This window comes from Opitutia bacterium KCR 482, assembly GCA_029269845.2.
Taxonomy (GTDB): domain Bacteria; phylum Verrucomicrobiota; class Verrucomicrobiia; order Opitutales; family Intestinicryptomonadaceae; genus Merdousia.
On sequence record CP149973.1, the window covers coordinates 1,752,751 to 1,765,484 of the forward strand.

The window sequence follows — 12,734 nt, forward strand, 5'->3', positions numbered from 1 at the left end:
CCCTAACATAAAGACTTTTAAATTTCTATCGGTATGATTACTTGGATTCAAACAGTTCTTCAAAAACACCATAAATCGGTGTTCGGCGTTTTGCTCGTCGCAATCATCATTGCGTTCGTGTTCACAATCGGCTCGGTGCCGTTCTTCGGCGACAGATACCGTACGGGCGGGCAAAAGGGCAAGGTATTTTACGGCTTCGACCTCTCGAACGAATCGACGCTGGCGCAGCTCCAAAACAGCGCGTATTTCGAAATGATTTTCGAGGGCGTACAGCCGCAGTCGGAAGCGCAGTTCACACAGTATGTGCTCCGTCAGGCGTACCTCAGAAACCTCGCCAACGAATTGGGCATGACGCGCGTTTCGCAGGCGGATTTGGAGGCGTATATCCAGTCGTCGCCCCTGTTTGCGGGAGCCGACGGAAAGTACGACGCCGCCGCGTTCAAACGCTTTGTGGACTCGCGCATAGGCGCGGGCAGAATGAGCGAAGCCGCACTTTCGGAAATCGTCTCGCAAAACGCGCTCGTAAACAAGGTCGGCAAACTTTTGGGCGGCCCCGGCTACATGCCCGCTTTCGAAATCGAGCGCGAGTACAACCAAGTGCACGGCACTTGGGACTTCAACATGGCGGTTCTCTCCTCCGACGAATTGAAGCTTAAAATCGCCCCCTCCGCCGAAGTTCTCGAAAAATATTTCAAGGACAACATTGAAGCGTACAGAATCGGCGAAGGCGTGGTCGTGGAAACCGCGTTCTTCCCTTCGAAGGATTTTTCTGCGGACATAAAGCCCACCGAAGCCGAGCTTTCGGCATACTACGCCGCAAACAGGGCGAAGTACGAAACCGCAAAGGACGGCAAGCCCCACCTGCCCAAACTCTCCGAAATAAGGGAAAGCGTCAAGGCGGACTACGTTATCGACAACGCGCTCCGCGCGGCGGCTCATAAGGCGGAGGAATTCGCGCTTAAAATCTACGACGCCGAAGTTAAAAAAGGCTCGGCGGAACTCAAAAAAATCGCCGACGAATTCAATGTCGCGCTCAAAAAGAACGCGGCGTTCCGCACGACCGATGCAAAACTTCCCGACGGCTTCCCCGTAGAGGTTGCGGCGGCGGCAATGAAGCTCGACGAAACCAAATTCTATTCCGACCCGATTCCCTCCAACGACGGCGTGCGCGTAGTGTTCCTCTCCGAAAAGCTCGATTCTTTCCTGCCGAAATACGCCGACGTTAAGGACAGGGTTTTAGCGGACTACGTCGCGGCGGAAAAGGTGAAACTGTTCGCCGAACACGCGAACAACCTCGCAAAGTCGCTCCAAAAGGCGGTTGCCGAAAAGAAGTCTTTTGAAAGCGTTGCCCGCGCGGGCGGCGCAAAAGTGGAATCGGTAAAAGACTTCTCGCTCGCAAACCCGAAAGGTGACGCTGTCTTGAAGGCTTACGGAGTGATTTCATCGGCGTTGCCGTCGCTTAAAGTCGGCGCGGTGTCGTCGGTCAAAATGCAGGGCGGCTCGGCATACATTTTCGAACTCGTGAAATTCACGCCCCCCGCAAAGTCTGACAAAGCGCAGCTCGACTCTGTTAAAGAGAGAATCGAACGCTCTTTCGGCGCGATAACTTCGACCTCGGTAATCATGGAAAAGATTTCCTCGGGCGAAAAGGACGTCGCCGAAAAATAAAATTTCGACATTCTGGGAAAAGGCGGACGCCGTCCGCCTTTTTTTTTGCGGCTGTTTCGCGAATCCGTTTGTGCCCGACGGCGAACACAAGCGGGCTCGCGGTTTTGTTCGCCCCCTGTTTCACTTTATAAAAATTTTTTCGATAAGGGATACTAAAAGGGAAAAAGCGTTTTTTTTTGTAAAAAATGCTTGTATTAATAATTCTAAGGGTAAAATTTTACGCAGAATGAATGCTCGGATTCCCCGCATTCGAAATCGAAAGGAGATGAAAATGCCTACAACAAAAAAATCGGCAACGAAAACCGCAAAGACCAGAGAGCCCGCCAAGAAAGCGGCGGTCAAGAAAGTCGCGGCAAAAACGCGGAAGACCGCTTCCTGCCCGAAAAAATGCGAAACGAAAGCGAAACTCACAAGGGTAATCGCAAAGTTCGACGCGGGTTGGGGCAACCAGCTTTACATTCGCGGGCTCGGCGGCAGCCTTGACTGGCAGAAAGGCGTTCCAATGCAGAGCATCAGCGAAGACGAATGGCTGTGGGAACAGATTGTCCCCAAAGGCACGGTTTCGTTCAAAGTTCTGCTCAACGACAAAAATTGGTCGGCCGGAGAAGACCTTGTTGTCGCGGCAGGCGATACTGTTATCTGCCGCCCGACATTCCTGTAGCCGAATGCTCGAAAAGGTAATTCACGCGACGCGGATTGAAAAATCCGCGTTTTTTTTGCGCCTCTTCTTGTGTTGCAAAAACGGCGGTTGAACGTGGGGCATGCCTGCGCACTCGGAGGAAGGCGGCCCGCCCCGCTTTCAGTCTTGCGCGTTCCCGCTCCGCGCAGTCGCTGCGACGTGCGGCGGAGCGGGTAAAACTCCGCATTTCGGCGCGGCAAGGGAACTGGAAGATTCATGGTTTTGAAATCCCGCGCGGTTGCGTCGTTGAGAAACGGCGTTAAAATATTTCTCAATTAAATCTATTGACAATTCAAACCGCTATCTCAATATTGCAATATAATTTTAAATTTCTAACCCAGAAAACAAAAACACCATGAAAAAAGCATACATGATTTTAGCCGCGTTCGCCGTAGCGAGCATCGCGGCCGCCCAATTGAAAACCGGCGATGTCACGTTCTACGACGGCGTTGTCGGAAAAATCGTCTACGGGGAATCGGGTTCGGCGTCGGGTTCGTCCACGGACTTGCAGTTTGAGACCGCGCCGAACGCCCTTTGGCTCAACAACGTTACAATCAACTTCGATTCGCCCGCCGAAAGCAAGCTGGAAATCGCAAGCGGCAGCGTCATTGCGTTCGGCGACGTAAAGTATTCAATCGCGACTCAGGGAAATGTAGAGCTGAATTTCAAGTCGGGTTCGAAGGCGAGCCTGATTGCAAAAGGGCAGGGCATGCTTTCGGGGTACAAAGAGTTGGAGGCGGGTAAAATTGTTCCATCAATCGTGTCTGTTAGTGTAGAAAACGGCTACGATGGCACAATCCAGCTGAACACACTCGGCGGCGTAAGCGGTACGACAAACCTTGTTCTCGACAAGAAAAATGCAATCATTTCGGACGGCAAAGCCAGCACAAGCACGCGCCTTTATTCAAGCGGCGCAAAAATAAACCTCTCAGCCTCCGCCGACCAGACATTCATTTGGGACGATAGAAGCGCGGGCGCATTCACGTTCGACATTTCCGACGGCGCGAAAATACTGTTCGAATCTATCTGGCCTGTCAGCTTTACGCGCGACCAAAAGCAAACTCTGAATTCGCTCGACGGCGAAATTCTCTTCGAGAAGTCGCTGGTTACCGGCTACGACGCCGACAACCTTACGATATCCGTAAAATCCGGCACGATTACGTTTGTAAATAATACCGGAGGCGACGTGTTCGTGGGCGAAAAAACAATCGACGGCGGCGAATACATCTACATTTCGAATACGCAGATTCCCGAACCCTCAACATGGGCGGCGATTTTCGGGGCTGTTGCGCTGGGCGTTGCGGTCTACCGCAGGCGCAAATAGCGTTGCAACCGCATAGGATTTCTCCGCGGCGGCCGGATTTCCCGGCCGCTTTTTTTTGCGGACTGGGCGTTTCCCGCCGCTATTTTTTGTCCGATACAAAAAATGCGTCGTTCCGCTATTGACTTTTTGCGAAACTTCAAACTAACGTCTTCATAGCGGGGCGAATATGGCGTCGCGCGGTTTTCCAAAACAAAAAAGAAAGGCGAAATATGATTACGGTAAGTTCCTACCCGATTGCGGTGGCGATGTGCGTCATTACGATGATATGCTGGGGCTCGTGGGGCAACACGCAAAAACTTGCAAGCAAAAGCTGGAAATTCCAACTCTTCTATTGGGATTACACAATCGGCATTCTCCTGTTCTCGCTGCTGCTCGCATTCACCGCAGGCTCGTTCGGCGAGGGCGGCAGAAGCTTTGTAGATGACCTTTCGCAGGCGGACTCCCAGTGGCTGCTTTCGGCGTTAATCGGGGGCGCGGTGTTCAACCTTTCGAATATTTTGCTCGTTATTGCAATCGACATCGCGGGGCTTGCCGTGGCGTTCCCCGTGGGAATCGGGCTTGCGCTCGTCTTGGGCGTGATAACAACCTACGCGGCGCGTCCCGAAGGCGACCCCATAATGCTCGGCGCGGGAGTTGCGTTCATCTGCGCGGCGATTGTCCTCGACGCTCTCGCATTCCGCAGGCTCGGCGCGGGCGGCTCTACCGCCAAGGGCATTTTCGTGTCGGCGTTGGCGGGCGTGCTGATGGGTTTCTTTTACAGCTTCGTGGCGGAGTCGATGGGAAAAATCGACATGACCACGGGCGTGGCGGTCTTGGAGTCGGGCAGACTTTCGCCCTATACGGCGATGGTTGTTTTCGCGCTCGGAATTTTCGTCTCGAACTTTGTGTTCAACACGCTTGCAATGAAGTTTCCCGTGGGCGGAGGCAAAAGCGTTTCGTACGCGCAGTACTTCACCGACGGCAGCGCGAAGCTCCACTTGGTGGGCATTCTCGGCGGCTCGATTTGGTGCTTGGGCACAAGCTTTAGCTTCATCTCGGCGAACGCGGCGGGGGCGGCTCTCGCCTACGGACTGGGGCAGGGCGCGACGATGGTTTCCGCGCTGTGGGGCGTGTTTGTCTGGCGCGAATTCCGCGGCGCGCCGAAAGGCACAAACAAGCTTCTGGCGCTGATGTTTGCGTGCTTCGTGGTGGGGCTTTCGATTCTCGTGTTCTCGAAAGCGGCATAGAAAAACGTTCTCGCTTCCGCAAAACTTTTGCATGACGGCGCCGAATTTTCGGCGCTCAATTGCCAACTTTTTGCGTTGAAGCTTTAACGCGTTTTCCGCGCGCATGCGCGGGCATTTCTGATTTTTTATATGGGTTAGCGTAGAATCGCTGCGATTCTAAAACAAAAACACACGATTCCATATTTGGTAATCGGGCGCATGCTGTTTGTAAAAGCAATATTGCATATGGAATACGAATTTTCGATATGTAATCGTAAGCTAATTCCGCGCAAAGCGCGTCTATTTTAATTTGTTTCTTTCTTTGCAAAGAATAATCTCAACGCCAGTAATTGGCGAAGCCAATACGAACTAAACGGGGAAAGGCGCGGTTATAGCCGCGCCGCATAATCACAGAAAGGAGCGAAGCTCCGTAGGGAGGCGCATCTTGCGCCCGCCTTTTGGGGGCGGCAGCCCCCTCTGTTGGCGTCAAGTCTCCAGCCTTGCGGGGGAGTGGGTGGAGAATTTCGCAAAGCCCAATCCACCCCTGGGGGCGCAAGCCCCCAAGTTTCGGGAGGTGCGGCCCGCACCCGTGCAGGCTGCAGCCTGCCTAGATGGAGCGGCAGTCGTCTTTATTTTTCTGGGTGTAGCCGGAGTCTTGGCGGTCGTGGTTGATATGGTTTTTCTTGGCGTAGACGTCGTAGAAGTCCTGCGCCGACATGCCGAGAACCTGCGCAAGTGATACGAGGAAGTGGAGCATGTCGACAACCTCGACTCTTGCGTTTTGGGGGTCGAACTTCTGGTACTTCGCCCACCATTTCCACGGAACGGAGTCTACAAGCTCGGCGTTTTCTTGACCGAGCGCGCGGCTGTAATTGAGAACCCACTTGACTTTTTCCTCGTCGGACATCGCGGCGGTGTCTATGCCGATGCGCTTGTTGAGTTCATACTGCATTTGGAAGATTTCTTCGAGTTTATCCATAATGGGCAAGAGCCTAACGCCTTTGCGCGGCGCGTCAAGATTTCGATTTCGGGGAAAGGCCCAATTCGCCGATTTGCTCCGATACGAAGCCGTCGATGTCGTCCTCTTCGAAACGCTCGACCCTGTCGGTGGGAATCGCGTCTACGAAATTTTTGCCGTAAGCTTTTGTTACGATTCGCGAGTCGAGTACGGCAATTACGCCCCTGTCGGACGCGCTTCGAATCAGCCGCCCCACGCCCTGCCTGAACTTGATGATTGCCGCGGGCAGGGAAAGCTCCATGAACGGGTTGCCGCCTTCCTGACGAAGCCTGTCGATGCGCGCCTGTAAAAGCGGGTGCTGGAAGTTCTCGAACGGAAGCCGCGTGATGATTACTTGGGAAAGTTTTTCGCCGGGGAGGTCGATGCCCGTCCAGAACATGTCGGTGCCGAGCAGGATTGCGTTGCCCGCTTCGGCAAAGGCGTTGACGGTCTCGCGGCGCGACATGCGCCCCTGCACGAAAATTTTGCGCCCTACGATGTTTTCCTCCAAAAATTTCGCGGTCTTGTTGAGGTCGGCGTAGCTTGTGAAAAGAATGAGCGTGCCGCCGCGGACTTTCTCGCAAAGCTTTTTGCAGACGCGCGAAAGGTAGTCGGAGTCGAGCCGTCCCGTCTCGCGCTCGACGTCGGGGGCGTCGGTCGCGATGAACGCCCGCATGTGGGCGTTGTAGTCGAAAGGCGAGTCGCACACAAAACGCTCGGCGTCGTCCGCGCCGACTTTCGCGACGAAGCCGTCCATGTTCCCGCCGACCGCGAGCGTCGCCGAAGTCATCACAACCGACGTTTCCCGCGCGAAAAGCACGCGCCGCAAAATTCCCGAAACTTTAAGCGGCGCGGAGTTGAGCTGAGCCCCGCGCCCGTCTTTGCCCGCGCGTTCGACCCAGTAGACGGCGCTTTCGGCGTCGTCGAGGAAGATGCAGTTTTCGAGCGTGTTTTTGAACGAGACAATCCGCCGCTTGTAGTCGCGGATTTCGGCGGCGAGCTTGTCGGTCTTTGCGTTCATCGCGAAGGAGTCGAGGAGGGCGGCGAGCGCGTCGAGCTTGCGCGGAAATTCGTCGTCAATCCAGTTGGGGGCGGTGAGTCGCACGGTCTCGCGCGAAATCAGAAAATTCTTTTTTATGTGCGCGAAGAAATCCTCGCACATAGCCATTGTGTCTATTACGACCTGCTTGTCGTAGTGCTCCGCCATGCCTTCGCGGGTGATTAGCCCGCGCCGCTTTTTGGGGTCGTAGATTCGGCGCAGCTCGCGCAAAATTCCCGTGTTGCTAAGCGACGTTCCGAACGCCTCGCTTGCTACGTGCGGCACAAGGTGCGCTTCGTCGAGCACAAGCATATCGTTGGGGAATAGCACGCCGCGCCCGCCAGCCTCCTCGCCCATGCCCGCCGCGAGCAGCGCGAAAAGCAGGCTGTGGTTGAGTATTACGATGTCCGCCGACGCAACCTGCCTGCGTGCGTTTTGGTAGAAGCAAGTGCCGTCGTCGCAGTTCTTGGCGGTGCAAGAGGACGAGTCCGCGCTGACCCAGTTCCAGACTTCGGGGTTCGGCGGCGGGTTAAGCTCGTCAACAAGCCCCGTCTTTGTGAACGCCGCCCACTGCGCGATTCTGTCAAGCTCGAGCGATTCCTCCGTGTCGAATAGCTCGCGCTTTTCGGCGAGGGCGCGTTTGAGCCTGTGCGTGCAAAGATAGTTGCTCCTGCCGAGCAGAATCGCCGGCTTGAAGCCGGCGCAGTCCTCCAACGCGTCGCAGTTTTCGAACATCAGGCGGATTCGCAGCAGGTCTTTTTCGATAATCTGCTGTTGCAGCGCGATTGTGTGCGTTGCCACAATCAGCTGCCTGTTGAAGCGCACCGCCGCGATAATTCCGGGGACGAGATACGCCAGGCTTTTGCCGACGCCCGTGCCCGCCTCGAACAAAATCGGCATGTCGCCCGCGAACGCCTGCGCGCAGCAGTACGCCATTTGCGCCTGTTCGGGGCGGTGCTCGAAATTCGGCAGAATCGCGGCATAGCCGTCTTTGCAGAATATCTTATTGCAAAGGTTCGGAAATTCGAATTTCTCCTGCGCCGACGCTTCGGACACTTTGTGCTATTGCGTTTTCTTGTTGAAATTGCGCATGTGCTTTGCGGCGCGGAACATTCCGCCCCACGTTCCGAAAATGTCGCGAACCGCGCTCGCCTCGTAGCCGCTGTGGAGCATGCAGTCTTTGCATTCGGGGCGCGTGCCGTGCCTGCCCAGCCCGTACTTGTCGATTTCATTCATCAGTTCGGCGAACGTTTCGCAGTAGCCGTCGTTGATGAGGTAGCAGGGCTTCTGCCAGCCGAGAATGGAGTAGGTGGGGTTGCCCCACGGCGTGCAGTCGTAATCCTGCTCGCCTTTGAGGAACGCGAGGAATCCGGGGGAGTGGTTGAACACCCAGCTCTTTTTCGGGTTGCCGAGTATCTTTTTGAAAAGCTCGATTGTCTTGTTGCGTTCGAGGAAGATGTCCTGATTCGGCGCTTTGTCGTAGGGGAATCCGGGGGAAATCATCATGCCCTCCACGCCGAGGGCCATTGCGTCGTCGAAGAATTTGCGGACTGTTTCGGGGTCGGCATTGTTGAAGATAGTCGTGTTTGTTGTCACGCGGAAGCCGCGCTTTACGGCTTCCTTGATTCCCTTGACGGCGGTGTCGTACGCGCCCTCGCGGTTTACGTTTTTGTCGTGCATTTCGCGCGTGCCGTCGAGGTGGATTCCCAGCGACAGGTATTTGCTGGGCTTGAAAAGGTCTATTTTGCGCAGGAGAATCTGCGCGTTTGTGCACATGTAGACGTACTTTTTGCGCTCGATGAACCCTTCAATCATCTGGGGCATTTCGGGGTGGAGCAGGGGCTCGCCGCCCGCGATGCTCACTACCGGCGCACCGCATTCTTCAATTGCCGCCCACGCCTTTTCCTTAGGCATGCGCATGTCGAGTATGTTTTTGGGATACTGGATTTTCCCGCAGCCTGAGCACGCCAGATTGCACTGGAAAAGCGGTTCGAGCATCATTACCAAAGGATAGCGTTTTTCGCCTTTGAGGGTTTTCCCCAAGGCGTATTTAGCTACTGTCAATACTTGCGACAACGGCACTGCCATATAAATAATCTCCTAATACTTTGTTAAACGGGTCAATATTGCACTTTTCCCTCCGCTCTTCAACTTTTTTTTGCGCCCGCGCTCTTAAAAAAAATGCTTGTAAGATTTCGCGTCGGCGGCAAAATGGCTAACCGATTTTTTAAATACCGGCATAATTATAAATACAAAGATGAGATTCGACAAACTTTCCATCGTCGCGGTTGCGGCGGCATTCGGTTTTCTGACCGCAAATGCGGAAATTCTCACGCTCTCAAACGGCGACAGAATTTCCGGCAAAATTTCGCAGGCCGACGACGCTCAGGTCATTCTCGACACTGCGTTCGGCTCGATAAAAATTCCCCGCGCGTCGATTAGCGGAATCAGCGCAGACCAAAATTCGCCAGAGCTTACCCAGCAGGCGGCGGAAAAATCCGCCGAGGCAGCTCCCGCGCCCGCGGCAGCCCCAGCGGCGGACCCGACCGCGCCCGAAGCCGTCGAAAAAGAACCGCAGTGGATTACCGACTACCGCGAATTCGTCAAGGAGAACTTTCCCGAAGGCTGGCAGTTCAGGCTTCGCGGCGGCGTTGAATACCGCCAGACGACATCGAAAGTGTTCTCCGTCTACGGCGCGTTCGACCTCAAAAAAGAGTGGGACTTGAACAAGTTCTCCGCGACCGCCTACTACAACTATACGCAGGAAACAAGCACCAACGACGTTTCCAGCACCACCCTCGATAAATGGGGTATCGACACCAACTTCCGCCGCGACTTCGACGAAACCAGCCACTGGTATGTGCAAAACATTCTCAACTATAAAAAGGATATGGTCAAGGGCATCAAAGACCAGGTCGACGAGGCGATAACGCTTGGTTATAGGTTCGAGTTCGAACGCTACGGTTTGACAATCGACATCGCCCCCGGTCCCGCTGTCCGCTACATCAATGCCGACGACTTCAACACAAAGTGGGTGCTCATGGGTGTTGTCGCCGAAGACCTCGTTTGGGAAATCAGCAAACTTCTCCGCTTAGAACAGAACGGCTACGTCGGCATGAATCTCACCAATTCCAACCAGTACTCGGCGTATCTGCGAATCGGATTCATCGTGAAGGCGACCGACGTTCTCGAAATCGCCCTCCGCTATTCGTACGACTACGACGCCGTCAACGCTTCGACCGCCCAGAAAGAGGAACAGCGTCTGCTGCTCTCGTTCGAAGCCCCGTTTAATTGGCAGTAATTTTTTCAAAACTTAACGCAAAATAATAAAAAAACATGAAAGATCCTATTAAAATCGCAATCACGGGTGCCGCCGGACAAATCGGCTACTCCCTGCTTTTCCGCATTGCAAGCGGAGCAATCTTCGGTCCCGAACAGCCGGTAGACCTTAGCCTCATCGAAATCGAACCCGGCATGAAGGCTCTCGCGGGCGTCAAGATGGAGCTAGACGACTGTGCATTCCCGCTCCTCAACAAGGTCGTTACGACCTGCGACATGAACGAAGGCTTCTACGGCGCGAACTGGGCGCTGCTCGTCGGCAGCGTGCCACGCAAGGCGGGCATGGAACGCGGCGACCTCCTCGGCATCAACGGCAAGATTTTCATCGGTCAGGGCAAGGCTATCGAAGCAAACGCCGCCGACGATATCCGCGTTCTCGTTGTCGGCAACCCCTGCAACACGAACTGCTGGACGGCGATGAAAAACGCCCCCAAGATTCCCTCGAACAGATGGTTCGCGATGACCCGCCTCGACGAAAACCGCGCAAAGGCGCAGCTCGCCGAAAAGGCTGGCGTGCACGTCAACGAAGTCTCCAACATGACCATTTGGGGCAACCACTCGTCCACCCAGTATCCCGACTTCTACAACGCCAAAATCGACGGCAAGGCGGCTCTCGACGTCATCAAGGACGAAGCGTGGCTTAAAGACACGTTTATCCCGACTGTCCAGAAGCGCGGCGCGGCGGTTATCGCGGCTCGCGGCCTTTCCAGCGCGGCTTCGGCGGCAAACGCGGCAATCGATACCGTCCGCACTCTCGTCACCCCGACGAAAGCAGGCGACTGGTTCAGCGTCGGCGTTTGCTCCGACGGCAGCTACGGCACTCCCGCCGGTACGATTACCTCTCTCCCCGTCCGCTCGAACGGCAAAGACTGGGAAATCGTTCAGGGCATCGAGCTTAACGACTTCGCCAAGGAAAAAATCGCCGCCTCCAACGCGGAACTCCTCGAAGAACAAGCCGAAATCTCCAAGCTCTTCTAAAAAGGCGAGGCCCTTTACGATTATTTCTTATACAGCGGCGCGGGTATACCCGCGCCTTTTTTGTATAAGTACGCATTGCCGTTTGCAATGGCTTGGTTTTGCGAACTCAAAATGCGCTTGCCGAAACGTGAGCGCAAAGGCGAAGCCCTTGACGAAAACTTCTTATGCAACGGCGCGGGTATACCCGCGCCTTTTCTGTATAAGGGGCGCATTGCCGCTGGCAATGGCTTGGTGTAGGGAACTCTCAGGTGTTGGTTGCCGAAACGTGAGCGCAAAGGCGGAGCCCTTGATGTTCGGGCTTTGCTTGTGGCGGGGGGCGGTAGCGGCTCGAGTCGGCGTTTTAAATGCGGCTTTTGGTATGCGAGGAGGGCTGTATTGCGCCTAAAATTCGGCTATGAGTTTCCCGATTTTCAGACTGTCGGTTTCCCTGTTTTTTGCGGCTTCGCGGGCGGTCTGCGCCGGCGCGGGGAATTCGTTTTTGAAGTACGAAAACAGCATCTCGGAGTATTCGCGCGTAAATTCGGGGTGTCCCTGAAAGCACAGAACTTTATTGCCGATTCCGAACGATTCTACTGGGCAAAACTCGCTTCCCGAAAGGCGTTCCGCGCCGTCGGGCAGTTTCAAAACCTGGTCGTGGTGGTTGTAGTCGAGCCAGAAGCCGCCGTCGGGAAATTGTGCCGACATAAATTCGGACGCCGACGGCGAGAATCTGATTCCCTCGCCCCAGCCGACTTTTGCGCGTTCGACGTGTCCGCCGAGCGCGTCCGCCACGAGCTGGTGTCCGAAGCAGATTCCCGCTATTTTCGCGTTTGCCGCAAATGCCAAGCGCACAAAATTTTTCAGCCGCGCAATCCATTCGTCGGCGTCGTACGCGCTCGACAGGCTGCCCGTTATGACGTATTTTGCGCCCGCTTCGGGGCGGGGCAGTTCGCCGTGTTTTGCGTCGAATACGGCGAATTGCGTTGTTCCCGCCGCGCGGAAGAGGTCGGCGAAAAGTTGCGGATATTCGGGCGTAGGGCGTCCGAAGGCGCGTCTTTGCTCGCCGAAATCCTCGCATGAAATTATGTTTATTTTCACGGGAAACGACATCTTACACGCCCGCTGCAAAAATCAAATTTTTTTTGCAAAAAAACGGAGGCGTTTCCGTCTCCGTTCGTCGAGAGTTTTTGCGCGTCTGCGTTAGAAGGGGAGCGAGAAGCCGCCCGTGATTGACGACATCTTTTCTTCGCTCGCCTGTTTCGCTTTTGCCGCGGCGTCCTGAACCGCAGCCACGACCGAAGTTTCGACGCTCGCGGCGTCCTCCTTCAAAAATTCGGGGTCGATTTTTATCGATTTCAGTGCGCCCTGTCCGTTGACGACCGCCTTGACTGCGCCGCCCGCCGCCGAGCCTTCGATGTCGAGTGCTTCAAGCTCGCTTTGCGCGGCTTCCATTGCCTTTTGCATTTTCTGCGCCTGTTTGAGAAGTTTGCCTACTCCGGGCATGATGTTTCCTTTTTTTAATTGTG

General features: G+C 55.0%; 11 protein-coding genes. 6 read left to right on the forward strand and 5 right to left on the reverse strand.

Annotated elements, in window-relative coordinates; genetic code table 11:
• Positions 1-33: 33 nt before the first annotated feature.
• From P3B99_007455 to P3B99_007470, 4 genes are all read left to right on the forward strand, one after another.
• Positions 34-1,668, forward strand: coding sequence for a peptidylprolyl isomerase (locus P3B99_007455; GenBank protein WYJ07036.1), 1,635 nt, complete (start codon positions 34-36; stop codon positions 1,666-1,668).
• A gap of 271 nt (positions 1,669-1,939) precedes the next feature.
• Positions 1,940-2,329: a hypothetical protein gene (locus P3B99_007460; protein WYJ07037.1), complete on the forward strand. Its 390-nt coding sequence runs from the start codon at positions 1,940-1,942 to the stop codon at positions 2,327-2,329.
• Between the two features lie 373 nt (positions 2,330-2,702).
• Entirely contained in the window at positions 2,703-3,671 is a 969-nt protein-coding gene (locus tag P3B99_007465; protein ID WYJ07038.1) for a PEP-CTERM sorting domain-containing protein, read from the forward strand.
• Between the two features lie 209 nt (positions 3,672-3,880).
• Positions 3,881-4,897, forward strand: coding sequence for a multidrug DMT transporter permease (locus P3B99_007470; protein ID WYJ07039.1), 1,017 nt, complete (start codon positions 3,881-3,883; stop codon positions 4,895-4,897).
• 586 nt (positions 4,898-5,483) lie between these two features.
• Here P3B99_007470 and P3B99_007475 read toward each other — a convergent pair.
• The 3 genes from P3B99_007475 to hpnH are packed head-to-tail and all read right to left on the reverse strand — an operon-like array spanning position 5,484 to position 9,000.
• Entirely contained in the window at positions 5,484-5,855 is a 372-nt protein-coding gene (locus P3B99_007475; protein WYJ07040.1) for a dUTPase, read from the reverse strand.
• Positions 5,856-5,889: 34 nt separating this feature from the next.
• Positions 5,890-7,968: a helicase C-terminal domain-containing protein gene (locus tag P3B99_007480; protein WYJ07041.1), complete on the reverse strand. Its 2,079-nt coding sequence runs from the start codon at positions 7,966-7,968 to the stop codon at positions 5,890-5,892.
• Between the two features lie 6 nt (positions 7,969-7,974).
• Positions 7,975-9,000 (reverse strand): adenosyl-hopene transferase HpnH, encoded by a 1,026-nt coding sequence (gene hpnH, locus P3B99_007485; GenBank protein WYJ07042.1) that lies wholly within the window; start codon positions 8,998-9,000, stop codon positions 7,975-7,977.
• A gap of 169 nt (positions 9,001-9,169) precedes the next feature.
• Between hpnH and P3B99_007490 the strand changes: the two genes are divergently transcribed.
• A complete protein-coding gene (locus P3B99_007490) occupies positions 9,170-10,213 on the forward strand; it encodes a DUF481 domain-containing protein (protein WYJ07043.1) in 1,044 nt (347 codons plus the stop codon).
• 35 nt (positions 10,214-10,248) lie between these two features.
• On the forward strand, positions 10,249-11,229 hold the full coding sequence (locus tag P3B99_007495) for a malate dehydrogenase (protein ID WYJ07044.1): 981 nt from the start codon (positions 10,249-10,251) through the stop codon (positions 11,227-11,229).
• A 381-nt stretch (positions 11,230-11,610) separates the two neighbouring features.
• On the opposite strand, the gene P3B99_007500 is transcribed toward P3B99_007495, so the two are convergent.
• Together P3B99_007500 and P3B99_007505 are read right to left on the reverse strand one after the other, a co-directional pair.
• Positions 11,611-12,306 carry a GMP synthase gene (locus tag P3B99_007500; protein WYJ07045.1) on the reverse strand — a complete coding sequence of 232 codons (696 nt, stop codon included), beginning with the start codon at positions 12,304-12,306 and terminating at the stop codon, positions 11,611-11,613.
• 102 nt (positions 12,307-12,408) lie between these two features.
• Entirely contained in the window at positions 12,409-12,711 is a 303-nt protein-coding gene (locus tag P3B99_007505; GenBank protein WYJ07046.1) for a YbaB/EbfC family nucleoid-associated protein, read from the reverse strand.
• Positions 12,712-12,734 lie beyond the last annotated feature (23 nt).

Excerpts from the sequence above, each read along its gene's own strand:
- P3B99_007455 (WYJ07036.1), top strand. The coding sequence starts at position 34 with ATGATTACTTGGATTCAAACAGTTCTTCAAAAACACCATAAATCGGTG.
- P3B99_007460 (WYJ07037.1), top strand. The coding sequence starts at position 1,940 with ATGCCTACAACAAAAAAATCGGCAACGAAAACCGCAAAGACCAGAGAG.
- P3B99_007465 (WYJ07038.1), top strand. The coding sequence starts at position 2,703 with ATGAAAAAAGCATACATGATTTTAGCCGCGTTCGCCGTAGCGAGCATC.
- P3B99_007470 (WYJ07039.1), top strand. The coding sequence starts at position 3,881 with ATGATTACGGTAAGTTCCTACCCGATTGCGGTGGCGATGTGCGTCATT.
- P3B99_007475 (WYJ07040.1), bottom strand. The coding sequence starts at position 5,855 with ATGGATAAACTCGAAGAAATCTTCCAAATGCAGTATGAACTCAACAAG.
- hpnH (WYJ07042.1), bottom strand. The coding sequence starts at position 9,000 with ATGGCAGTGCCGTTGTCGCAAGTATTGACAGTAGCTAAATACGCCTTG.
- P3B99_007490 (WYJ07043.1), top strand. The coding sequence starts at position 9,170 with ATGAGATTCGACAAACTTTCCATCGTCGCGGTTGCGGCGGCATTCGGT.
- P3B99_007495 (WYJ07044.1), top strand. The coding sequence starts at position 10,249 with ATGAAAGATCCTATTAAAATCGCAATCACGGGTGCCGCCGGACAAATC.
- P3B99_007505 (WYJ07046.1), bottom strand. The coding sequence starts at position 12,711 with ATGCCCGGAGTAGGCAAACTTCTCAAACAGGCGCAGAAAATGCAAAAG.